Raw genomic sequence first — 22,786 nt, forward strand, 5'->3', positions numbered from 1 at the left:
GGAACGGATACCCGAGAGGTCCGGATACCCGGAATCCGGACACCCGAGGAGTCCGCCATGACCTACGCGATCACCGCACGCGACAACCGGGCCGCTGTCCTGCCCCGCGGCATCCGCCCGCGCAGCACCGGCGCCTGGTCGCTCCCGCTGACGCTCGGCATCGCCTACGGCTTCTGGTCCAGCATGATCGAGCGCGACGCCGGCCCCATCACCACCGGGAACGTCCTCTTCGGCGTCTTCAACGGCCTCGCGGTCGCCCTGCTCTGCTACGCGCTCCACCAGGCCTCACCGCTGCTCCCCCGCGAACTGCGCGCCTTCTCCTGGGGTGCCTTCGCCGGGATCACCTTCGGCTGGATCTACAGCCTGACCGATGCCCCGCACATCCGGACGGTCATCATCAGCATCCTGACGGCGGCCGGCACGATGGCGATGACCTATTACTGGTACCACGTCACGGAAGTCCCACCGGAGCGCCTGGACCACTTCTGACCTGCGGTTCCGGCCCCGGTTCCGGTGACGTACCCGGTCCCGGTCCCGGCCCCGGCCCTGGTGACGGGGACGCACCCGCCCGCCGGCGCGCGTGCCGCGGTCGCCGTCACCACCCCGTCAGCAGCAGGTGGTTCACCACCAGCGCCACGCAGGCCTGCGCCACCAGCCACCTCCGCCGGGCCGCGGCGGGCAGCAGCACCGCGGCGGGCAGCAGCCACAGCGCGAACGGCTGCCAGATCCGCTCCGTCTCCGCCTTGCTCATCCCGGAGAGATCGGCGAGCAGCACGGCCGCGAGCCCGGCCAGCGCCAGGACCACCACGGCGTCCACGCCCCGAACGTGCCAGACGCCCCGAACGCCCCCCGCGACCCGCGCGGGATCGGCGTCCACGACCCGTGCGGGATCGGCGTCCGCGGCCCGCGCGCGCCGGCCGCCCAGATCCCGTACGACACGGGAGGCCGCCCCCGGCGCGGCCGCGAGCACCCGCCGCAGTCCCGCCACCACCGCCGGTCCCACGATCAGCGCCGTGCACGCGAGGTTCGCCCAGATCCAGTAGCCGTAGGGGCGTACGCCGCCGGCGCCCTCGTCGTAACGGGTGACGAGCAGCCGGTACGCCTCCCACCAGTCGAAGCCGGCCACCGTGAACGCGACCGGTACCACCGCCGCCCCGAGGACGGCGAAGGGCAGCGGCCGGAGCGTCCGGGTGAGCAGCAGGATCGCGGCGGCGGGCACCGCGATCAGGGTGAGGCCGTAGGAGAGGTAGCAGGTGAGGCCGAGGAGCAGGCCCGCCCCGAGCGCGCAGGCGGCCGGTGCCCGGGTCGTGCGGGTGGCGGCGAGCGCGAGCAGAGCGAGGGCCCAGGCCGCGACCGCGCTGAAGTAGGCGTCCGCGGACACCCCGGCCCAGACGGCCATGGGCACGAGGACGAGGAACGGCACGGCCCGGCGTGCCAGGTCCTCGCCGGCCAGCGCGCGCAGCGCGACGAGCGCGGCGGCCACCGCGGAGGTGCCGGTGACGAGGACGAAGACGGCCGCCCAGCCGCCGCCGTGCAACCCGAGGTGGTCCAGCCAGACGAACGTGAGCGTGGCGGCGGGCGGGTGCCCGGCGACGTGCGCGGGCCAGTGGTGCGGGGAGTGCAGCAGGATGTGGTGGGTGAAGTCGCGCAGCGCCGGGCCGACGTGGTGGAAGCTGCCGACGGACTGCAGGTACTCGTTGCCCGTGGTGAGCCGCCGCGCGACACCCCGGTGCCAGCCGTCGACGAGGGCGAGGGACAGCGTCCAGGCGAGCGCGGTGGCCCAGGCGGCCGGCAGCAGCGCGCGCCAGGGCAGCCGGGCGGCGAGCGAGGGCCCGTACGCGACCACCGCGGCGGCCACGGCGAGCGCCGCCGGGGTCCCGGGCCCCAGGTGCGGGTCCCAGGAGGCGAAGAGTGGCGGCCAGCCCAGGAAGAGGGTGTGGCGGGTGTGCTCGATGTAGGTGCCGACGCCCGCCGCGGTGGCGAAGAGGAGGGCCGCGAGGCCGACGGCGAGCAGGTCCGCCCGCCGCGTGCCGGGGGCAGCGGCTGCACCGGCCTCACCGGCCTCACCGGCCTCACCGGCCTCACCGGCCTCACCGGCCTCAGGGACAGCGGGTTCGCCGGGGGCTTCGGCGGCAGCGGGGGCGTCGGCTGCACTGCGGGCGTCGGCGGGAGTCGGCGCGTCGCCGGCACCGGGGTCGCCGGTGCGGGCCGGGGGGCGGTCGTCGTCGGGGATCACGGGTGTCACCCCCGGCACGCTAGGCGCGAAACCGCCTCCCGGGGCCGCTCGACGGGCCGCCGTCACCGAACCGTCAGATCATGGCGGCCGACCGGCCGTACCCGCCACGACGTCAGCGTTTCGTCATCGGCGATGACCGCTGCGCCGGCCCGGCACCGGCTTACGGTCGCCCCATGCTCGACCTACGGCACCTCGACCCTCGACGCCTCGATCCCCGACGCCTGGATCCCCGACGCCTGGATCCCCGACGCCTGGATCCCCGACGCCTGGATCCCCGACGTCTCGATCCGCGACGCCTCGACCTGGAGAACGACGCGCTTCCCACCTCTCCGCGCTTCTGGCGGAGCCCGCTGCGCGGCCCCTGGCTGACGTCGCTGCTGGGTGTGGTCCTGCTCGGCGGGATCACCCTGGTCTTCGTCACGGGCCTGCTCTCGTACGCCGCCTACAACCCGAACCTGCTCCGCGGCGTCAACGACCAGACCCCGGACAAGGGGCTCCTCGGCTTCTACCTCTTCTCCTGGCCGACCCACCCGCACTGGCTGTACCGGCTGACGCAGGGGGTGCACGTCACGCTCGGGATCGTGCTGATCCCGGTGGTGCTGGCCAAGCTCTGGTCGGTGGTCCCCAAGCTGTTCGAGCTTCCGCCGGCCCGCTCGATCGGGCATGCGCTGGAGCGGGTCTCGCTGCTGCTGCTCGTCGGCGGCATCCTCTTCGAGCTGGTCACGGGCGTGCTCAACGTCCAGCTCGACTACCTCTTCCCGGGCTCGTTCTACCCCCTGCACTTCTACGGGGCGTGGGTGTTCTTCGCCGCGTTCGTGCTGCACGTGGTGCTGCGGGCGCCGCAGGCCGTGCGGGTGCTGCGGGACGGCGGCTGGCGGAGCGCCGCCGCGGGTCCCGCGACCCGGCGGGTGGCCGCCGAGGCCGAGGGCCTCACCTCGCCCCGGCCCGCCGCGGCCACGCTCGGCCGGCGCGGTGCGCTCGGCCTGGTCGGGGCGGGCTCGCTGGCGCTGCTGGTGGTGACCGCGGGGCAGAGCATCGGAGGGTCGCTGCGCCGCGTCGCGCTGCTCGCCCCGCACGGCTGGAGCAGCCCCGACTCGGGCCTCAACCGCGGCGCGAACTCCTTCCAGATCAACAAGACCGCCGCCTCCATAGCGATCGACTCCCGGGAGACCGGCGAGGCCTGGCGGCTCGTCGTCAAGGGCCCGGGCGGCGTCGTACGCCTCGACCGCGAGGCGCTGCTGAGGATGCCGCAGCACACGGCGGCCCTGCCGATCGCCTGCGTGGAGGGCTGGTCGACGGACGACCAGCACTGGAGCGGCGTACGGCTGCGCGACCTCGCGGCGCTCGTGGGGTACGCGTCCGAGGCGGACTACACGGACCGCGGCGGCGTCCGCGGCGGGGCCCGGCCCGCGCCCGACGTGTTCGTCGAGTCCCTCCAGCGCGGGGGCGCCTTCCGGAAGGCCGCACTCCGCGCCAACCAGGTGCGCGACCCCCGCTCGCTGCTGGCCCTGCACGTCAACGGCGCCGACCTCTCCCCCGACCACGGCTTCCCGGCCCGCGTCATCGTCCCCGCCGCCCCCGGCGTGCTGAACACCAAGTGGGTGGCATCCATGACCTTCGGAGACCTCTGATGGCAGACGACCACGACCCCGCTGACGGCAACGGTTCGCCGGAGGACGGCCACGGTTTCTCCGGCGGCGAGGGTCCGTCCGGCGGCACGGGTCCGTCCGGCGGCACGGGCTCGCAGGACGGCAAGGGCTCGCAGGACGGGCACGGTCCCGCGGGTGGTTCCGGTGGCTCGGGCGCCTCGGGAAGCTCCCGGGAACCGGGCTCCCCGGGTGGCCGGGGCGGGGGTGCGTCCGACGACGACCCTCACGCCGACGCCCGCGCCCACGCCCGCGGGCTCCGCGCGCCCGTCGCCGCGCTGGGCCGGCGCGCTGCGCGGTGGTACGGCGAGGGACCGCTCCAGTTCGTGCTGCTCGTCGCGTCGTTCGTGGTGGCGGCGTACGCGGGCGTGCGGCTGGTGGGCGGCGCGGACAGCGTCGTCACGCTGGTGGTGTGGTTCGTCGGCGCGGCCCTCATCCACGACCTGGTGCTGGTTCCCCTGTACGGCCTCGCCGACCGCGCCGTCCAGGCGCTGTTCGCGGCGGGCACGTTCGCCCCGGCCGGCCGCGTCCGCGGGCGTGCGGGCGCGGACATAGGGGAGTCGGGGAGCCGGAGCCAGGTCCCAGGCGCGGGCGCTGATCAGGCCGATGGCCAGGACCAGGACCCGGGCCAGGACCAGGACCCGGGCCAGGCGGAGGGCGGCGCGGGCCGGACCGTGGCCGCGGACCAGGCCGCGGGGCCGGTCCCGGTGGACGCCCTCCTGCGGCGCCGCACCACATGGCTGAACCACGTCCGGGTCCCGGCCCTCCTCTCCGCCCTCCTCCTGCTCGTGTACTTCCCGCTGATCTCGGGTCAGCGCAGGGAGCACTACGAGTCGGCCACCGCCCTCACCGGCAGCGGCTTCCTGCCGCGCTGGCTGCTGATCACGGCCGCGCTGTTCGTGCTGTCCGCGCTCTGGCTGGCGGTACGGGCCGCGGGCAGCCTGCTGGCGCGGCGGCGCAGCGCCACGAAGGACCGTCCTTCCGAGGCCCACTGACGCACCGGGTACCAGCCCAGCGTGCGGGCGTGGCGGAGCAGTGCCGGGGTGCCGACCCGGGCCCAGTCGAACAGGGAGCCCGCGGCGCCCCGGCCGTCGTCGATGCGGACCCGGGCGCGTTCGTCGACGTCGACGGGCGCGGTCTCGGCGAGCAGCAGCCCGCCGGGCGAGAGCAGGGCGCCGACGCGGCGGATCAGGGCGAGCGGATCGCCGCCGATGCCGATGTTGCCGTCGATCAGCAGGGCGGTGTCCCAGCGGCCCTCGGCGGGCAGCGGATCGAAGACGGAACGCACCAGGGCCTGCCCGCCGAGCCGCCTCGTGTGGGCGACGGCCGCCTCGTTGACGTCGATGCCGAGCACGAGGTGCCCGCGCGCCGCCAGCTCCGCGACCAGCCGGCCGGGGCCGCAGCCGATGTCGAGCACGGCGCCCCGGCACTCCCGCAGCGCGGACAGGTCGGCCGCGTCGGGCCCGGCGCACCAGCGCTCCACCTCAAGCGGGAGCAGCCAGCCGTCCGGCCGCCGCAGGAAGAGCGGCCCGCGCCCGCTGCGCAGCGCCTCCGCGTACGGATCGACCATCCGGGCGGACCAGGGCACCTGCTCCGCCGTCCACCCTGCCCCGGCCTGGCCCGCGCGGGCCAGGCCCGCGGTACGCGCCACGGGGGCCGTGCTCCCGGCCGGCCGCTGCCCGCCCCGGGCCGCGCTCACCGGGCGCCGGTCCGGGTGAGGCCGGCCAGGGCGGCGGCGAAACGGGTGGCGGGGGCGTCCGCGGCGACCCTCTCGGCGTCGTCCGGGGTGTCCACGTCGCGCAGCAGGGGCAGGTCCCGCACCCGCAGCCCCGCGGAGGTCAGCCGGGCGCGCTGGGCGGCGCCGGTGCCGGCGGTGGACATGGGGACGCCGCGCAGCAGCGCGGGGTCGGGGGCGGCGAGGCCGAGCGCCCAGAAGCCGCCGTCCTCCGCCGGCCCGAACCACGCGTCGCAGTCCAGCCACGCCCGCGCGCCGAGTGCGGGCGCCAGCAGGGCGGGCGTGAGCTGCGGGGTGTCCATGCCGACCAGGAGCGCGGGGCCCGTGCACTGCCCGAAGGCCGCGGCGAGCCGCTCGTCGAGCCCGCCCGCCACCTGGGGGATCACCTCCATGCCGGGCGGCAGCCAGGGGCCGGGCTCACCGTCCAGCACGAGCACCCGGCGGCGCGCGGGGACGGCCAGCACGGTGTCCAGGGTGTCGGCGAGCGAGGCCGCGGCGAGTTGGGCGGCCTCCTCGGGGGTGAACCGGGGGGTGAGCCGGGTCTTCACCCGCCCGGGCCGGGGTTCCTTCGCGATGACCAGCACGGTGGTGCCGCCGGGGCGGCCGGTCGGGGCCGCCGCCGCCGCGCGCGGACCGGTGCGCGTGCCCGTCTCCGTGCGCGTGCCCGGGTCCGTCTCCGCGCCCGGGCCGCGGTTCTGCCGGGCGCTCATGCGGTGGGGGTTTCTGTGCGGGGGGAGGCTTCTGCGTTGGCGGCGGCCGTGGTGCCGGGGACGGCCTGGTGCCCGCGGCCGTGCCCCGGGCCCGCCGGCTCCCGCAGGACCTTGCGCATGTCGCGCACCGCGTGCCAGGTGCCCCGCCAGGTGCCGGTGACCTTGGACTTCCCGGTGCGGGGGAGGTACGGCACGTCGTGCTCGGCGATCCGCCAGCCCGCGTCAGCGGCGCGCACGACCATCTGGAGGGGGTAGCCGCTGCGCCGGTCGGTGAGGTCCAGGTCGAGGAGTGCGGTGCGCCGGGCGGCGCGCATCGGGCCGAGGTCGTGCAGCCGCACGCCGGTGCGCCGGCGCAGCATGCGCGCCAGCGCGAAGTTGCCGGCGCGCGCGTGGGGCGGCCACGCGTCCCGCCGCTGCGGCCTCCTGCGGCCGAGCACCAGATCCGACTGACCCGCCGTCACCTCCCGGACGAACGGGGCCAGCAGCCCCGGGTCCATCGACGCGTCGCAGTCGCAGAAGCAGACGATGTCCGCGGTGGCGGCGGTCAGGCCCGCGTGGCAGGCGGCTCCGAAACCGCGCCGCGCCTCGTGCACGACGGTGGCCCCGAGTGTCCGGGCCACTTCGGCGGAGCCGTCCGTGGAACCGTTGTCCACGACGATCGCGCGCCATCCGGCGGGAACGCGGGAGAGCACCCACGGCAGCGCCTCGGACTCGTCGAGGCAGGGGAGGACGACGTCGACGGCGGGTGCGCCGCCGGGGTCCGGTACCGCCGACGGGTCCGAGGGAGCCGAAGGGGCCGGGTGGGGTAGGGGATCTGAGGGAGTCACGCCCCTCACCCTACGGACGCAATTCGGGCAAATCGGGTGGCGACGCCTTACGAAACTCGGACGTCCGCGGGCGGCCGCGCCGGCCCGCGGCGACCCCCGCCGACGTGCCGGGCGTAAGTCCTCGTACTGGACGTACTTGGGCTTGCGCCCGGTGCGGCGAGAGGGCGTGCATGGCGTCGCGCGGCAGACGGGAGTTTGACGACAGGCCCTAGTGGTGGGCGTTCGGGTCGAAGCCCTCGGGGGCCTGGTCGAGGAAGCCGCTGATCGTGGCGATGCGGCCGTCCGGGGCGAAGACGATGACCTCGGTGCCGGTGGCGAACGGCTCCCTGCCGCCCGCGTCGAGCTGCCACAGCAGGCGTGCGCGGCCGTGGTGGACCTCCGGGTCCCGCCGGGCGCGGAAGGCGTAGGCGCCCATGTGCTCGGCGAACTGGTCGCGGAAGCCGATCAGGGCGGGCGAGCCGCTGAGGGCGCCGATCACCGCGTGGTACTGGACGTCGTCGCTGAACACCTCGGACGCGAGGCGCCGCTGCTCCTCGGCGTCCGCCGTGTTCCAGAACCGCAGGTAGGCGTCGATGGTCTCCCGCTGCCCGGCGTCCGGCGCCTCGGCGGCACCTGCGGCACCTGCGGCACCTGCGGCACCTGCGGCACCTGCGGTCTCGGTGGTCTCGGTCATGGTCGGCTCCGTCTCCGTGTCGTCGGTGCGGCGCGGTGCGTCCGCACCGAGACTGTGCGGCCCGCGGCCACCGGGCGTCGATGACCCCCGAGGTCATTGCCGGGCGTACCGAGGATCGGCCACCCTCGGAGCATGGCCGGTACGGGGAGCGCGATCGGTGGGGGGAACATGGCGGGTACGGGGAACAGAGCCGTGACGGCGACTACTGCCGCCACGGAAACCACAGCCGTCAGGCGGAACACGCTCACCACGACGCGGACGGAACCGGTCGGATCGCTGGTGCGACGCTGGCGAACCCGCCGCCGCCGTTCGCAGATGGACGTCGCGCTCGCGGCCAACCTCTCCACCCGGCACCTGAGCTGCATCGAGACCGGGCGCGCCACCCCGAGCCGGAACATGATCGAGCGGCTCTGCGACGAGCTCGACGTGCCACTGCGCGAGCGCAACGCCCTGTACCTGGCCGCGGGCTACGCGCCGGTGCACGGCGAACGCCCGCTCGCCGACCTCGGCGCGGCCCGCGCCGCCGTGACGGCCGTGCTCGCCGGCCACGAGCCCAGCCCGGCACTCGCGGTCAACGCCCGGTGGGAACTGCTCGCCGCGAACCGCGCCGCGACGTTCTTCCTGGCGGACCTCCCGCCCGCACTGTGCGACCCGCCGATGAACGTGCTCAGGGCCACCCTGCACCCCGACGGCCTGTCCCGGCGGATCCGGAACCTCACCCAGTGGCGCGCACACGTCCGCCGCCGCGTCGGCCGCCAACTCGCCCGCACGGCAGCGGAGGGCCTGGCGGACCTGCTGTCCGAGATCGAGTCCTACCCGGCCCCCGAGGACCACATCGAGAAGGACCCGACCACGGACCTGGTCGTCCCCCTCCTCCTCTCCACGGACCACGGCGACCTCAGCCTCCTCTACACCACCACGGTCTTCGGCTCCCCCCGAGACGTGACCCTGGACGAAATAGCGATAGAAACCTTCTTCCCGGCAGACACCCGCACGGCGGACCTGCTCCGATCCATGACCGGGTGAAGGGGCGAGGCAACGGCGCCCGACAAGGGGCGCGGGGAACTGCGCGAGAAGCCCCACGCACCTGAGCTGGAAGGAGAACAGCGAGGGCCGGGCCTCCGACAGGGGCGCGGGGAACTGCGCGAAGTCCCCCACCGGCCTGAGGTGGAAGGAAGCGAGCAGGGGAAGGCCGCTGATAAGGGGCGCGGGGAACTGCGCAAAGAGGCCCCACCGGCCTGAGGTGGAAGGAAGCGAGCAGGGGAAGGCCGCTGATAAGGGGCGCGGGGAACTGCGCAAAAAAGGCCCACCGCCCCGAGGTGGAAGGAACCGAGCAAGGGCAGGACGGCAAAAGGGGCGCGGGGAACCGCGCAAATGGCCCCACCGCCCCGAGGTGCCCGCACAGGCCGCCCCACCGGAACGAGGCACCCCGGCCACCCCGGAAACGCCGCCCCCACTTTCTTACGAATCGCGGACATCACCCCCGCACCCCCTCCGGCCCCCCACCCCTGACCCCCCGGGATGCGACGCTGATCCCTATGCCGTACCCCTCCCTCCCCCCGGACGGTCCCGAGTCGGGGACCCGACCCCCCACCCCGGCTCACCCCGCGTCGCCAGACCGGCCCGTGTCGTCGGACCGGCCCGCCCGGGTCCTGGTAGTGGACGACGACCCCACAGTCGCCGAGGTGGTCTCCGGCTACCTGGAACGCGCAGGCCACACGGTGGACCGCGCCGCCGACGGCCCCACCGCCCTCGCCCAGGCCGCCGCGCACCGCCCCGACCTCGTCGTGCTCGACCTGATGCTGCCGGGCATGGACGGCCTGGAGGTGTGCCGCCGGTTGCGCGCGGAGGGCCCGGTACCGGTGATCATGCTGACGGCGCGGGGCGACGAGGACGACCGGATCCTCGGCCTGGAAGTGGGCGCGGACGACTACGTCACCAAGCCCTTCAGCCCCCGCGAGCTGGTGCTCCGCGTCGAGTCCGTGCTGCGCCGCAGCCGCCTGTCCGCACCCGGTGCCCGCCCGCCCGGCGGGCAGCTGAGTGCGGCGGGTCTGACCCTCGACCCGGCGGGGCGCCGTGCCACCAAGACCGGTGCCGAACTGGCCCTCACCGTCCGCGAGTTCGACCTGCTCGCCTTCTTCCTGCGCAACCCCGGCCGGGCGTTCAGCCGGGAGGAGCTGATGCGGGAGGTCTGGGGCTGGGACTTCGGCGACCTCTCCACGGTCACCGTGCACGTGCGCCGGCTGCGCGGAAAGGTCGAGGACGATCCGGCCCGGCCCACCCTGATCCAGACGGTCTGGGGCGTCGGCTACCGCATGGACGTCTCCGGCGAGGCAGGCGGCACCGCGGCGGTCTAGCGGACCAAGCCCCCGACCAAAAACCGAAGAACCCACCGAAGGACACACCCCCGTGTACGACACCCTCCTCATCGCGCTCTTCGCCTTCCTGGGCTCCGCCGCCGCGGGACTGCTCGGTGTCGTGGTGCTCCGTGCGCTACGGCGGCGTTCGCTGATGGTGTCGCTGATGGTGGTCGCCGGGGTCACGGTGTTCGCGATGCTGGCGGGCACGCTGGCGGTGGCCTGGGCGATGTTCCTGTCGGAGCACGACCTCTCGGTGGTGACGACGGTGGACGCGATGGCCGCCGTCGTCTCGCTCGCCACCGCGCTGCTGCTGGGCCGCTGGGTGGTGGCCAGCGGCCGTGCCCTGGCCGCGGCGACGCGTTCGTTCGGCGAGGCGGGCAGCTTCGCGGCCCCCGAGGAGCCGGCCACCGCCGAGCTGGCCGACCTCACCCGCGAACTGGAACTCACCAGTGCCCGGCTGGCCGCCTCCCGGGATCGCGAGCGCGCGCTGGAGACCTCGCGCCGCGAGCTGGTCGCCTGGATCTCGCACGACCTGCGCACCCCGCTCGCCGGGCTGCGGGCCATGTCGGAGGCGCTGGAGGACGGCGTGGTGGCCGACCCGGACCGCTACCTGCGCCGGATGCGCACCGAGGTGGAACGCCTCAACGACATGGTCGGCGACCTCTTCGAACTCTCCCGGATCCACGCCGGGACCCTGGCGCTCACACCGTCCCGGATGTCGGTCTACGACCTGGTGGGCGACGCGCTCGCCGGTGCGGACCCGCTGGCGCGCGAGCACGGCGTGCGGCTGGTGGGGGACGGGATCGAGGCGGTCCCGGTGGAGGTCGACGGCAAGGAGATGAGCAGGGTGCTCGGCAACCTCCTCATCAACGCGATCCGCCGCACCCCGGCGGACGGCACGGTGGCCGTGGAGGCGCGGCGGGCCGGGCAGGGCGTGGTGCTGTCGGTCACCGACGGCTGCGGGGGGATCCCCGAGGACGACCTGCCGCGCGTCTTCGACACCGGCTGGCGCGGCTCGGACGCCCGGACGCCACCCGCGGGCGCGGGGCTCGGCCTCGCCATCGTGCGCGGCATCGTGGAGGCCCACCACGGCAAGGCCAGCGTCCGCAACGTCACCGGTGGCTGCCGCTTCGAGGTCACCCTGCCGGCCGCACAGCCGGCGGCGGGCTGAGGCCCCGGCCCACCCGGAAACCGCCCCGCGACGCGCACTCGCGACGCGCACCCGAGACGCGCACCCGAGACGCACACCCGAGACCCGCACCCGAAGCCCCACCGAAGCCGCCCGCGCCCTCACCTCCCCCGCGGCCCTCCCCCTTCCCGCGGCCCTCACCCCTCCCGCGCCCCCACCCGGTACCGCACCCCGTCGAGGATGCCGCCCACGCCGTCGGCGAAGCGCTCGTCGGGGCTCGACGCCTCGAAGTCGGCCAGGCCGGCCGCCAGTTCGGGGAAGTCCGCGAAGGCGGCGAGGGACTTCTCGGCGTTCCACTGCCCCGCCGTGTGCCGTTCGCGGGGATGGGGGCCAACCTCGCCATGCTGGACGGCGCCGAACTGGCCGTGGCCGTCGCCCGCTCCTCCTCGGTGCCCGAAGCCGTCGCGCGGTACGAGCGGGAGGCGGTGCCCCGTGGCGGGCGCGCCGTCAAGCGGTCGGCGCGGGGGCTCGCGGCGTGCATGTCGGAGGGGGCGCCGGGGAGCGCGGTCACGTACCTCTCTTCGTTCGGCACGAAGGACTGACGAGCGAAGGACTGACAAGCGGCGGACCCCGTTCCCGGAACAAGCGGGACCGCCACCCTTGAGGTGGCGGTTTCTGCCGTTCGTGGTGCCGACGACCAGCAACGTCCGACAACGTCCAATGACGTCAACAATGCCCAACAACGTCGAACAACGTCGAACAACGTCCAATGACGTCTAACAACGTCCAACCACCATCTCCAACGCGCACACGAGGCCGATTCGTTCCGCCGTTCCAGGTGACGTTCACCGCGCTGTCCGCGCCTTCTCTTCGCTGTGGCCGTGACCCATACTCCGAGGCCGGCAGTGGTGGCAGACCACAAGGGGGCCTCAGTCTTGAACTCGGAGAAGATCACCGCGGCGGCCGCGGGCACCTGGAAGCTCGGCGACCGGGAGGTCAACCGCCTCGGCTTCGGCGCGATGCGCCTGACCGGCAACGGCATGAGGGGGAACTCCGACGGAGCCCCCATCGACCGCGACGTGGCGATCGGAATGCTGCGCCGCGCGGTCGAGCTCGGCGTGAATCACGTGGACACCGCAGCGTTCTACTTCTCCCCGTTGCGCTCCGCCAACGAGCTGATCAACCGGGCGCTTTCCCCGTACCGCGATGACGTGGTCATCGTCACCAAGGTGGGACCGGGACGGGACCCGTCGGGCGGGTGGGTGACCGCGGCGAGGCCCGAGCAGTTGCGCGGGCAGGTCGAGGAGAACCTGCGCCAGCTCGGCCGCGACCACCTCGACGTCGTCAACCTGCGAAGGATGCGCCAGGACTCGATCTCCGACCACTTCGGCGCCCTGGCCGAGTTGCGCGACGCCGGCCTCATCCGCCACCTGGGCATCTCCGGCGTCAGGCCCGAGCACCTCGCCGAGGCCCAGGCCATCGCCCCGGTGGTCTGCGTACAGAACTCGTACAGCCTCGACCGCCGGCCCGCGGGCACCCAGGCGCTGGTGGAGGCGTGCGGCGAACAGGGAATCGCGTTCGTGCCGTTCTTCGCGATCTCCGGGGATCGGCTCGAAGCACCGGCAAGCGACACGCACGACGACGCCGTGCTCACCGTCGCCCGCGCACACGGCGCGACGCCCGCCCAGGTCAGGCTGGCGTGGACGCTGCACCTCGGACCACACGTCCTGGCCATCCCGGGCACCGCCAACCCCGACCACCTGACCGAGAACGTGGCGGCCGGCGCACTGCGCCTCTCGCAGGACGAACTGGCCCGCCTCCAACACCCGGCGCCCTGAGGGGTGCGGGGCATTCTTCCGCGCTCCGGGAGGGGTACGGGTGGTCGTCCCGCGCCCCAGAGGGGCGCGGGGTGGGGGCACCTCCCACGCCCTCAAGGCAGTGGGGGAGCGCTCAGCCACGACGAGACCGTCAGACCGCCACCGTCCTGGAGGGGCAGTCTCTGCCGCCCCCGCCCCGCCCCCGTCCCCGTCCCCCGGGCCGGGGACGGCCGAAAACGGCGAGGTCCGACGGGGGGCCGGCCCCGGAAGCCCCCGTACTACTCCAGCCCGATCGACCGGCAAGCCGCCTGATAGGCGGCCGTGCAGATGTCCTTGACCGTGTAGATCTTGTCCTTCACCACCGTCGAGTCGATCGCCTTCTGCGTCAGCGGCCGCACCGGGACGAGGTGCGAGGGGATGCCCTTGGTGGTGGCGTTGTTGGAGTGGGCCATGGCGAGCGCGTCGTACTCGATCATGCGGCCCTTGGAGATCTTGACGGCCATGTCGGCGGCGACGGCCGCCTCCTCGCGGTAGGGCTTGTACACGGTCATGTACTGCTCGCCCGTGAGGACCCGCTGCACCGCGGCCAGCTCGGCGTCCTGGCCGGTGACCGGGGGCATCTTGGTGACGCCCGCGGCCTTGAGGGCCTGGATGATGCCGCCCGCCATACCGTCGTTCGCGGAGTAGACGCCCGCGATGTTCTTGACGCCGATGGACTTGATCGCCGCGGCCATGTTGGCGCGGGCGTTCTCCGGCTTCCAGTCCACCGTGTCGTAGGACTTGGCGATCGTCACGTCCTGGAGCTCGGAGAGCGCTCCCTCCTTGAACAGGGCGGCGTTCGGGTCGGTCGGCGAGCCGTTCATCATCACGATCTTGGTGTTCTTGCCGGCGCCCTCGCCCAGCGCGTCCACCAGCGCCTGGCCCTGCACCTGGCCGACGAGCTGGCCGTCGAAGGTGATGTAGCCGTCGACCGGGCCCTCGGCGAGCCGGTCGTACGCGATGACGTTGACGCCGGCGGTCTTGGCCCGCCGGACGGCCGGGGCGATCGACTTGGCGTCCACCGCGTCGACGAGGATGGTGTCGACGCCCTTGGCGACCATGTCGTCCATCTGGGCCCGCTGCCTGCTGGCGCTGGACTCGGCGTTCGCGTACAGGACCGTGCCCTGGCCGTGCGTCAGCGCCTTGACCTCGCGCTCGACGCCGGGGTGGTCGAACTTCTCGTAGCGCGCCGTCTCCTTCTCGGGCAGCAGCAGCCCCACCTTGACGTCGTCGCCCGAGACCGAGCGGTGCGCGTCGGGGTCGTCGGAGCCCGTCAGGTGGGAGCAGGAGGTGAGGACGAGCGCCAGCGCGCACATCGCCGCGGCGGCGGCCCCGCCGAACGACGAGCCGCCCCGCCCGAGCGGACGCCGCCCGAACGGATTCCGTGCGACCGGCACCCCGGCGGCCGTGGGCCGGTCGCCCGGCCCCATTACCGCTTCGGCCCTGACTCCGCGCGCCGTTCCACGAAAAAAGCTCTTCACTCCCCCGGCTCCTCCCCTGCGTGGCCACTACACGGGCCCAAGTGGCTAGAAAGCCAACCCCGGGTGTCGCATGGCGTCAAGGAGCTAAGCCTTAACGAGATGGCAATGCGTCGGCTCGTTCATCAAGTGAACACGGATGGCGATCACCGGGTGCCGCTCCGTCATCCGGCACCCGTGACCGCCGTCGCCGGATCAAACCGTTCCGCGCAGCGGGGACTTGGCGAAGTCCCGCATGCCCTCGTCGAACCCCACCCGGGGGTGCCAGCCGAGGTCGGCGCGGAGCCGCGCGGAGTCGGCGGTGATGTGCCGCACGTCGCCGAGCCGGAATGCGCCGGTGACCTGTGGATCAGGCCCGCCGTACGCGTCGGCGAGCGCCTGGGCCATCTCGCCGACGGTGTGCGGGGTGCCGCTGCCGGCGTTGTACGCGGTCAGGGTTCCGGCGCCGCCGCCGGGGCCCGCGGCGCCGTCGGCACCGCCGAGGGCGGCCACCTCCTCGATCGCCAGCGCGTTCGCCTCGGCGATGTCGCGGACGTGCACGAAGTCCCGCCGCTGCCCGCCGTCCTCGTAGACCTGCGGCGCCTCGCGGCGCGCGAGCGCCGAGCGGAAGAGGGAGGCCACGCCCGCGTAGGGGGTGTCGCGGGGCATGCCGGGGCCGTAGACGTTGTGGTAGCGCAGCGAGGTGGCGCGCGCGCCGGTGGTGCGCGCCCAGGACGCGGCCAGGTGCTCCTGGGTCAGCTTGGTGGTGGCGTAGACGTTGCGGGGGTCCATCGGGGCGTCCTCGCCGACCAGCCCCGGGCGCAGCTCGGCGCCGCACCGCGGGCAGAGCGGCTCGAAGCGGCCGGCCTCCAGGTCGTGCGCGGCGCGCGGCCCGGGCCGGACGACGCCGTGCCGGCCGCACTCGTAGCGGCCCTCCCCGTACACGACCATCGACCCGGCGAGCACGAGTCCCTTGACGCCCTGCTCGGCCATGGTGGCGAGCAGCACGGCGGTGCCGAGGTCGTTGCAGGCGACGTAGTCGGGGGCGTCGGCGAAGTCCTTGCCGAGGCCGACCATCGCGGCCTGGTGGCAGACCACGTCGACGCCGGCGAGCGCGACCCGCAGCGCGTCCCGGTCGCGGACGTCCGCCACGACGCGCGGCACGCCCTCCGGCGGGGGCGGGGGCGGTCCGTGGTGCGCCGCGGGCAGCAGGACGTCGTACCCGACGACGTCGTGCCCGCGCTCCTGGAGCACCTCCACGACCTGCGATCCGATGAACCCGGCTGCGCCGGTGACCAGTACGTGCATGCGCTCACGCTATGGTCCGCGGCGCCCGTGCGGCCGGTACCGGGGCCGGGCGTCACACCTCCGTAAGCTCCCGGCTGGGCGGTCTCCGTGGGGGCGGCGTCGGCGGCGGCGTCGGCGGTCTCGGCGGCGGTGTCGTCGTCTCGGGCTCCGCGCCCGACCCGCGCGGGACGCGCTCACGCGCGGGAGCGCGGGACGCCCTCACGCGCCACGCCCGGCCGCCGGGCGAAAACCGGTGGCCGGGCGGTCCGGCGGCATGGCAGCCTTCCGGGTCGTGGAGACGGAGACGGGCACGACGCAGACGGGTACGACGCAGACGGGCACGAAAGAGAAGCGGGCGCCGGCGCAGGCGGGGACGGCCCCGGCCGACACCCAGCTGTGGGGCGAACAGGTGGCGCGGGACTACGACGAGTCCTCCGCGTTCATGTTCCGGCCGGAGGTCCTGGACCCGGCCGTCGACTTCCTGGCCGCCCGCGCGGACGGGGGACCGGTCCTGGAGTTCGCCGTCGGCACCGGCCGCGTGGCGCTGCCGCTGGCGGCCCGCGGCCTGCGGGTGGCGGGCATCGAACTCTCGGAGCCGATGGTGGCCGAGCTGCGCGCGAAGCCGGCCGGCGCGGAGTTCGAGGTGACCGTCGGGGACATGGCCACCACCCGGGTGCCGGGCGAGTTCGCCCTCGTCTACGTGGTCTTCAACACCATCAGCAACCTGCTCTCCCAGGACAAGCAGGTCGAGTGCTTCCGCAACGCCGCCCGGCACCTGCGGCCCGGCGGCCGGTTCGCCGTCGAGGTCTTCGTCCCCGAACTGAGGCGCCTGCCCCCCGGGGAGACGGCGCGCCCCTTCCACATCGGGGCGGGGCACGTCGGCTTCGACACGTACGACATGGTCACCCAGCGGCTCATCTCGCACCACTACCGGCTCACCGAGGGCCGCGCGGACACGTTCCTCTCCCACCACCGCTACGTCTGGCCCGCCGAGCTCGACCTGATGGCCAGGCTCGCGGGCCTGGAGCCGAGCGAGCGGTGGGAGGACTGGGGGGAGACCCCGTTCACCGCGGAGAGCCGTTCCCATGTGTCGGTGTGGCGGAAGCCGGAGGCTTGATCCGGACCTGCCAGGACGAACCGGGGCCGGAACCCGGGGTCGGAACCCGGGGGCGGAACCCGGAGTCGGCCCCCGGAGTCGAACGATTCGTCCCGTTTGTTCCTTCGGGGGCTACGCTGGGTATACAGGGAATGTCGCTGAACGTCGCTGAAGCTGAACGTCGCTGAATGTGCACCCCGTCCCGGAGGAGCACCCGAGATGACATCCACCCAGCAGAGCGCCCGTGCCGAGGCCGCGGCCCAGCACCTCCGCGACCACCTCCCCGCGGACGGCGTCCTCCTCGACGGCGGCCCCGGCTTCGACGAGGCCGTCCGCGTCTGGAACGCCGCGGTCACCCGCAGGCCCGCCCTGGTGGCCCGCCCCACCACCACCTCCGGTGTGCAGGCGGCCGTCCGCGCCGCCCGCGCGCACCGGCTCCCGCTCTCCGTGCGCGCCGGGGGCCACGACTGGGCGGGCCGGTCCCTGCGCACCGACGGCCTCGTCGTCGACCTGACCCGGATGCGCACCGTCACCGTCGACGAGGGGAGCCGCACCGCCACCGTGCAGGGCGGCGCCACCACGGACGACGTCATCGCGGCCGCCGTGCCGCACGGCCTGGTCGCCGCGACCGGAACCGTCCGCACCGTCGGCTTCACCGGGCTCACCCTCGGTGGCGGCTACGGTCCGCTGATGGGCCGCTACGGCCTCGCGGCGGACAACATGCTCGGCGCGGAGGTCGTGCTCGCCGACGGCAGCACCGTGACCGCCGACGCCCGGCACGAGCCCGACCTGTACTGGGCGCTGCGGGGCGGCGGAGGGAACTTCGGCGTGGTCACGGAGACGCGCGTGAGGCTCCACCCGGTGTCCCGGGTGCTCGGCGGCATGATCCTCTACCCGTGGGGGCAGGCGGCGGACGTCTTCGACCGCCTCGGTGCCGTCCTGCACTCCTCACCCGACGAACTCACCGTCCAGAGCGGCCTGATCACCGGCCCCGACGGTGAACTGGCGGTGTTCCTCAGCCCGGTGTGGTGCGGGGACCTGGAGGAGGGGCGCAAGTACGTCGACGAGCTCCAGCAGCTCGGGACGCCGGTGCTGGCGGATGTGGTACCCCGCCGCTACGACGAGCTGTTCGCGTTCACGGACGGCTGGGCCACCAGGGACCGCAGCTACGACCTGCGGACGAGGACCGTCACCCGGTTCAGCCCGAACGTGATCGCGGCGCTGATCGACGCGGGTGACGGGCTGCCGTCCGCGTCGACCGGCATCGCGATCCACCACTTCCACGGCTCGGCCTCGCGAGTGCCGGACGTCGGGACGGCGTTCGGGTTCCGCAGGCCGCACTTCGTCGTGGAGATCGTGGCGAGCTGGGACGAGGGGGACGGGGCGGCGGAGCGGGCGTGGACCGGGCGGGTGTCCGACGTGCTCGGTCCGCATGCGCTGCCCGGGGGGTACGCGGGGTTGCTCGGCGCCGACCATCATGAGCAGATCGCCCATGCGTATGGGCCCAATGCGGCGCGGCTGGGGGCGGCGAAGCGGAGGTATGACCCGGAGGGGGCGTTCACGGGGATCCCCCTCCCACCCGCTCCCGAGTAGCTTCCGGCCGGGCGCGGCTCCGTCCTGGCCGGTCGGGGTGGTCGCTTCGTTCGGGTGCGGTGGGCCGTTTTTCGCGCAGTTCCCCGCGCCCCTGGGGTGTGGGGTTGGTCTTTTTGGTCGGGTGCGGCTTGGGTGTGGTTTTTTGCGCAGTTCCCCGCGCCCCTGATCGGCGGGGCTGAGCAGGCTGTCCACCTGCACGAAGGCGCCCCGAAGGGGGCGCGGGGAACTGCGCGAGCAACCCCCACCGGCAGTCAGCCGGGACAGAGACGGCAGGGGGCTGGTCGGACCGTGATCAGGGGCGCGGGGAACTGCGCAAAGAGCCCCCGCCGGTGGTCAGCCGGGACAGAGACGGGAAGGGGCTGGTCGGGTGGGGATCTGGGGCGCGGGGAAACGTGCGGCGATGAGTTCCGGGTGGGTCGGGAGTCTGTACCGGTGACCGTCGTCGTGCGCCCTACGCGTACGACCCCACGCGTACGACGCCGCCCGGCACGAGACCCCACGGAGGACGCCATGACCACCACACCGACCACCGAACGGCCCGGCCGCCCGCCCATCGTCGACCTGGCCACCTGGCAGGCCGCCCGAGACGAGCTCCTGGTCCGGGAGAAGGCCCACACCCGCGAGGGCGACGCCATCGCCGCGGCCCGCCGCCGGCTGCCGATGGTGGAGTTCGACGGGACGGTCGAGGTCGTCGGACCCGACGGCCCGGTCCCGTTCCTTGACCTGTTCCAGGGGCGCGACGAGCTCATGGTCTACAAGCACATGTGGCACGACGGCGCGCCGCACCAGGGCCAGTGCGAGGGCTGCACCATGGCGGCCTGGCACCTGAGGGACATGGTCTATCTGGCCGCCCGCGGTGTCTCCTTCGCCGTCGTGACCACGGGCCGGTGGGACGAGGTGGCCCCCTTCGTCGCGTTCATGGGCTACACCGAGCCCTGGTACTCGGTGCGCGACGTCGCCGGGCCGGCCGGCGGACACATGGGTTACATCACCTCCTACCTGCGCGACGGCGACCGCACGTTCCTCACCTACTCCACGACGGGCCGCGGCAACGAACCGCTCACCCCGTCCCTCGCCCTGCTCGACATGACCCCCTACGGCCGCGGTGAGGCGTGGCAGGACAACCCCGAGGGCTGGCCCGAGGGGAACGCACCGTGCTGGTACTGGCGCACGGACGCCGACGGCAACGACACGTGGGGCCCGACCAGCCGCCCCGTGCCCCAGTGGACCCGCCCCGGCGCGACCCCGGTGGAGACCCTTGGCCGGCAGGGCCACTGCCACTGACTCGGGTTCGCCGGGTGTGGGGGTCCCCCGGCGCCCCCTTTGGGGTCCGACCCCCCTCGCTCGCCCTTTCGGTGCCGGTCTGGCGTGGTCTGTTGCGCTGTTCCCCGCGCCCCTGATCGGGGCGCTGTCCCTTGCGGTGGTTCTTTTGCTGCGGGTTCGCTGTGGCTTGTTGCGCAGTTCCCCGCGCCCCTTGTGGGGCGCGGGCTGCGTCGTTGTGGGGCGGGGCCGCGGGGGGATGTACGTGCTCGGTCCGGCGCCCTCCCGTTTCCCGGATCGTTCCCTGGGCCTGGCGCCGGCCTCCCCCAGCGCCTTAAGGGCCTGGGAGGTACCCCCAGGGCGCACATCCCCCCACGTCCCCTCGCGTCTCGTCGGCGACTGCGGCGGGGTAGGGGGCTGGGGCCCATGGGTCTCTGGTTGTCCACCAGATGCTCCTGCTCGTTGGACTCCTCGACCACGTGAATGTCGAGCAGTCCCAGCACGGCCATCGCCAGCTCCGCCCGGGGAAGCGTGGGTCCTGTTCGTGGTCGCTCAGGAGCTGGCCGGCCGCGTCCTCGGAGCCGGCCTGCCGCCGCTCGGGCTTCCGCATGCGCCCGGCTGCACGCCCCTGCGCCCCCGCCCGTTCGCACACGAGAGGGCAGACCGGCTTCCCCGTGGGTACGGGAGGGTTCAGCCACCCCCCGCGTCGCACTCGAACCACACCGACTTCCCCGGCTCGCCCTTCTCCGGCACCACCCCCCACCGGTCGACCACCCCGGCCAGCAGGAGCAGCCCCCGCCCGTCCTCGGCCAGCTCCCCGGGCCCGGAACCCTGCTCCGCCGGACACGCGGCCGGTGGGATCCGCGGCAGCCCTGGCGCGTCGTCCGCCACCTCCACCCGCAGCCCCTTCGGCTCCCGCAGGATCCGCAACGAGCAGCGGCGCCCCGGCACGTGCCGCACGACGTTCGCCACCAGCTCGGTCATCGCGAGCGTTCCCGCGTCGATCACCTCCGGCATCTCCCAGGCCAGCAGATAGGCCCGGAGAATCCGGCGCAGATGCCGCGCCGAATGCTCACTCATGGTGAAGCTAACGCCATATGTCGTGCCAAGTACGGGCTCCGACCGATTCGTTGTGGGATTCACCCCCCAAGAGTGCGCACACTCGACTACGCTCGGCTACCTTCCGAAAACGACGCCTTCAGGCGTGAGCTAGGGGGTGGCCCGCCCGTGGTCAACATCCGCCAACTCGATCCCGACGCTTCTCCGCTCGACTTCTACGGGTCGGAGCTGCGCCGCCTGAGAGAGGCCGCGGGCCTCCAGCAGAAGCAGTTGGCCGAGCTGATGTACTGCACGGCATCGCTCGTTGGGCAGGTCGAAACGGCCAGCAAGGTGCCGACACGGCAGTTCTCCGAGGCGGCGGACGCAGCGCTCAAGACAGACGGTCACATGTGCCGGTTGCTGGGGTTGGTTCTGCGGAGCCAGCTGCCTTCCTGGTTCCGGCCGTATGCGGCGATGGAGGCGAAGGCGACCTACATCGCGACGTATCAGGCACAACTGGTCTACGGGCTTCTCCAGACCGAGGAGTATGCAAGGGCAGTACTTGGTGCGAGTGGTCATTCGGACAACCATGAGGAGCTGGTCGCGGCTCGACTGGAGCGACAGCAAATCCTGACGAAGGATGGGCCGCCGTTGGCGTGGGCCGTTCTGGATGAAGCTGTGCTGCACCGGGAGATCGGCAACAAGGGCATCATGCGAAGGCAACTTGAACACCTGTTGAGTCAGCGACAGGTGTTCATCCAGGTGCTGCCTTTCTCCGTCGGGCAACACGCTGGCCTACCAGGCACTTTCACGCTTCTACGCTTCCCTGACGATCCGGACGTCGTCTATACCGAGGACTTCCACACCGGCCACATGACGGCAAATCCGGAGGCGGTCAGGGAGGGTTGGCTCCGTTACGCTCGACTTCAGGCTGCTGCACTCTCCGTTGAGGACTCGGCGGCCCTGATCGCCCGAGTAATGGAGGAGCGTTATGGGAAAGTCCCAGGGTCTGGCGGCGGCAACGTGGCGTAAGTCGTCGTACAGCGCAGATAACGGCGGTCAATGCGTTGAATGCGCACCGCTCGGTGCCATCCAGTGGCGCAAGTCGTCGTACAGCGCAGACAACGGGGGCGAGTGCGTCGAACTCGCCCCCACCCCCGCCCACGTAGCGATACGTGACTCGAAGAACCCCGACCACGGCACCGTGACCGTGAGCACCGCCGCCTTCGCGGCGTTCCTCGCGGGCGCGGTGACCGCCGCCGTCTGAGTCACCGGAAGCCGTCAGTGGCAAGGGACCGTACCGCCGTGCGCGCCGCCTCCAGGGAGTCCGCCGCGAACCCCTGGAAGCGGGCGAGTTCGGGGACGAGTCCCGCGATGGTCATCTCGGCCTTCACGATGTGCAGGCGGTCCTCGGGGACGCCGAGGTTGGTGAAGTAGGTGCGCAGGTAGGGGGCCTGGAAGTCGTGGCCGTTGCGGGGTGTCCCGGGGCCGTACGCGCCGCCTCGGCTGAGGACGGCGACGACGCGGGTGCCGTCGAGGACGGACGCGCCGGTGCCGGGGGCGTGGAAGGCGGCGGGGAAGGTGAGCCGGTCGATCCAGGCCTTGAGGGTGGCCGGCACGGAGAAGTTGTACATCGGGGAGCCGATGAGCAGGGTGTGCGCGGCGCGCACCTCGTTGATCAGGGGCTCGGTGAGCGCCCATTCGCGCGCCTCGTCGTCGGTCTCGGCGAGGGCGGCGACGTCGCCGAGCTGCACGCCTCCCAGACGCTCGACGCGGCGGCCGAGGGCGGCGTACCCGGGGCCGACTGGTCCTGGCGGTCCTGGAGCCCTGACGCCCGCCACGGATCCCGGCACCTTGCTCCGAGTGAGGTTCTATCACTCATT

General features: G+C 73.5%; 21 protein-coding genes. 12 read left to right on the plus strand and 9 right to left on the minus strand.

The genetic code is table 11. The features are described 5' to 3' along the window. Positions 1-57 precede the first annotated feature (57 nt). Positions 58-489, plus strand: a complete 432-nt coding sequence (locus tag Sm713_RS28800) for a hypothetical protein (protein ID WP_212912932.1) — start codon at positions 58-60, stop codon at positions 487-489. A gap of 106 nt (positions 490-595) precedes the next feature. Here Sm713_RS28800 and Sm713_RS28805 read toward each other — a convergent pair whose 3' ends face one another. Then, on the minus strand, positions 596-2,245 hold the full coding sequence (locus Sm713_RS28805) for a hypothetical protein (protein WP_374196085.1): 1,650 nt from the start codon (positions 2,243-2,245) through the stop codon (positions 596-598). 164 nt (positions 2,246-2,409) lie between these two features. On the opposite strand from Sm713_RS28805, the gene Sm713_RS28810 reads away from it, so the two are divergent. Next, the gene (locus Sm713_RS28810; RefSeq protein ID WP_212912933.1) at positions 2,410-3,867 is read left to right on the plus strand and encodes a molybdopterin-dependent oxidoreductase; all 1,458 of its coding nucleotides are present in this window, start codon (positions 2,410-2,412) and stop codon (positions 3,865-3,867) included. A gap of 841 nt (positions 3,868-4,708) precedes the next feature. Here Sm713_RS28810 and Sm713_RS28820 read toward each other — a convergent pair. From Sm713_RS28820 to Sm713_RS28835, 4 genes are all read right to left on the minus strand, one after another. Continuing rightward, complete coding sequence (locus Sm713_RS28820; RefSeq protein WP_212914921.1) at positions 4,709-5,452, minus strand: bifunctional 2-polyprenyl-6-hydroxyphenol methylase/3-demethylubiquinol 3-O-methyltransferase UbiG; 744 nt, start codon at positions 5,450-5,452, stop codon at positions 4,709-4,711. Between the two features lie 125 nt (positions 5,453-5,577). Then, positions 5,578-6,327: a DUF2064 domain-containing protein gene (locus tag Sm713_RS28825; protein ID WP_212912934.1), complete on the minus strand. Its 750-nt coding sequence runs from the start codon at positions 6,325-6,327 to the stop codon at positions 5,578-5,580. Then, entirely contained in the window at positions 6,324-7,154 is an 831-nt protein-coding gene (locus Sm713_RS28830; RefSeq protein WP_212912935.1) for a glycosyltransferase family 2 protein, read from the minus strand. The genes Sm713_RS28825 and Sm713_RS28830 overlap by 4 nt, the downstream gene beginning before the upstream one ends. A 208-nt stretch (positions 7,155-7,362) precedes the next feature. Continuing rightward, positions 7,363-7,827, minus strand: coding sequence for an isomerase (locus tag Sm713_RS28835; protein WP_249416754.1), 465 nt, complete (start codon positions 7,825-7,827; stop codon positions 7,363-7,365). A gap of 279 nt (positions 7,828-8,106) precedes the next feature. On the opposite strand from Sm713_RS28835, the gene Sm713_RS28840 reads away from it, so the two are divergent. The 5 genes from Sm713_RS28840 (at position 8,107) to Sm713_RS28860 (ending at position 13,154) form a co-directional block, all read left to right on the plus strand. Then, the gene (locus Sm713_RS28840) at positions 8,107-8,853 is read left to right on the plus strand and encodes a helix-turn-helix domain-containing protein (RefSeq protein ID WP_249416755.1); all 747 of its coding nucleotides are present in this window, start codon (positions 8,107-8,109) and stop codon (positions 8,851-8,853) included. Between the two features lie 512 nt (positions 8,854-9,365). Then, the gene (locus Sm713_RS28845; RefSeq protein ID WP_212912936.1) at positions 9,366-10,184 is read left to right on the plus strand and encodes a response regulator transcription factor; all 819 of its coding nucleotides are present in this window, start codon (positions 9,366-9,368) and stop codon (positions 10,182-10,184) included. A 52-nt stretch (positions 10,185-10,236) separates the two neighbouring features. Continuing rightward, positions 10,237-11,358 carry a sensor histidine kinase KdpD gene (locus Sm713_RS28850; protein WP_212912937.1) on the plus strand — a complete coding sequence of 374 codons (1,122 nt, stop codon included), beginning with the start codon at positions 10,237-10,239 and terminating at the stop codon, positions 11,356-11,358. 341 nt (positions 11,359-11,699) lie between these two features. Next, positions 11,700-11,918, plus strand: coding sequence for a hypothetical protein (locus Sm713_RS28855; RefSeq protein ID WP_212912938.1), 219 nt, complete (start codon positions 11,700-11,702; stop codon positions 11,916-11,918). A gap of 333 nt (positions 11,919-12,251) precedes the next feature. Next, entirely contained in the window at positions 12,252-13,154 is a 903-nt protein-coding gene (locus Sm713_RS28860) for an oxidoreductase (RefSeq protein ID WP_212912939.1), read from the plus strand. Between the two features lie 257 nt (positions 13,155-13,411). On the opposite strand, the gene Sm713_RS28865 is transcribed toward Sm713_RS28860, so the two are convergent. Together Sm713_RS28865 and Sm713_RS28870 are read right to left on the minus strand one after the other, a co-directional pair. Further along, positions 13,412-14,488 carry a substrate-binding domain-containing protein gene (locus tag Sm713_RS28865; protein ID WP_212914924.1) on the minus strand — a complete coding sequence of 359 codons (1,077 nt, stop codon included), beginning with the start codon at positions 14,486-14,488 and terminating at the stop codon, positions 13,412-13,414. Positions 14,489-14,845: 357 nt separating this feature from the next. Continuing rightward, on the minus strand, positions 14,846-15,937 hold the full coding sequence (locus Sm713_RS28870; RefSeq protein ID WP_212912940.1) for an NAD(P)-dependent oxidoreductase: 1,092 nt from the start codon (positions 15,935-15,937) through the stop codon (positions 14,846-14,848). Between the two features lie 421 nt (positions 15,938-16,358). Here Sm713_RS28870 and Sm713_RS28875 point away from each other — a divergent pair, with 421 nt between their 5' ends. The 3 genes from Sm713_RS28875 to Sm713_RS28885 all read left to right on the plus strand — a co-directional run bounded on the left by Sm713_RS28875 (position 16,359) and on the right by Sm713_RS28885 (position 19,889). Then, entirely contained in the window at positions 16,359-17,033 is a 675-nt protein-coding gene (locus Sm713_RS28875) for a class I SAM-dependent methyltransferase (RefSeq protein ID WP_249417031.1), read from the plus strand. Between the two features lie 198 nt (positions 17,034-17,231). Further along, the gene (locus Sm713_RS28880; RefSeq protein ID WP_212912942.1) at positions 17,232-18,605 is read left to right on the plus strand and encodes an FAD-binding oxidoreductase; all 1,374 of its coding nucleotides are present in this window, start codon (positions 17,232-17,234) and stop codon (positions 18,603-18,605) included. Between the two features lie 510 nt (positions 18,606-19,115). Next, on the plus strand, positions 19,116-19,889 hold the full coding sequence (locus tag Sm713_RS28885) for a DUF899 family protein (protein ID WP_212912943.1): 774 nt from the start codon (positions 19,116-19,118) through the stop codon (positions 19,887-19,889). A 666-nt stretch (positions 19,890-20,555) separates the two neighbouring features. On the opposite strand, the gene Sm713_RS28890 is transcribed toward Sm713_RS28885, so the two are convergent. Continuing rightward, a complete protein-coding gene (locus tag Sm713_RS28890) occupies positions 20,556-20,945 on the minus strand; it encodes an ATP-binding protein (RefSeq protein ID WP_212912944.1) in 390 nt (129 codons plus the stop codon). A 147-nt stretch (positions 20,946-21,092) separates the two neighbouring features. Between Sm713_RS28890 and Sm713_RS28895 the strand changes: the two genes are divergently transcribed. Both Sm713_RS28895 and Sm713_RS28900 read left to right on the plus strand, forming a co-directional pair. After that, positions 21,093-21,935, plus strand: coding sequence for a helix-turn-helix transcriptional regulator (locus Sm713_RS28895; RefSeq protein WP_212912945.1), 843 nt, complete (start codon positions 21,093-21,095; stop codon positions 21,933-21,935). Further along, positions 21,895-22,170: a DUF397 domain-containing protein gene (locus Sm713_RS28900; RefSeq protein ID WP_212912946.1), complete on the plus strand. Its 276-nt coding sequence runs from the start codon at positions 21,895-21,897 to the stop codon at positions 22,168-22,170. Before Sm713_RS28895 ends, Sm713_RS28900 begins: the two co-directional genes overlap by 41 nt. Before the next feature lies 1 nt (position 22,171). Here Sm713_RS28900 and Sm713_RS28905 read toward each other — a convergent pair whose 3' ends face one another. Then, positions 22,172-22,744: an NAD(P)H-dependent oxidoreductase gene (locus tag Sm713_RS28905; protein WP_249416758.1), complete on the minus strand. Its 573-nt coding sequence runs from the start codon at positions 22,742-22,744 to the stop codon at positions 22,172-22,174. Positions 22,745-22,786 lie beyond the last annotated feature (42 nt).

Origin of the sequence: Streptomyces sp. TS71-3 (assembly GCF_018327685.1) — a bacterium.
Lineage (GTDB): Bacteria > Actinomycetota > Actinomycetes > Streptomycetales > Streptomycetaceae > Streptomyces.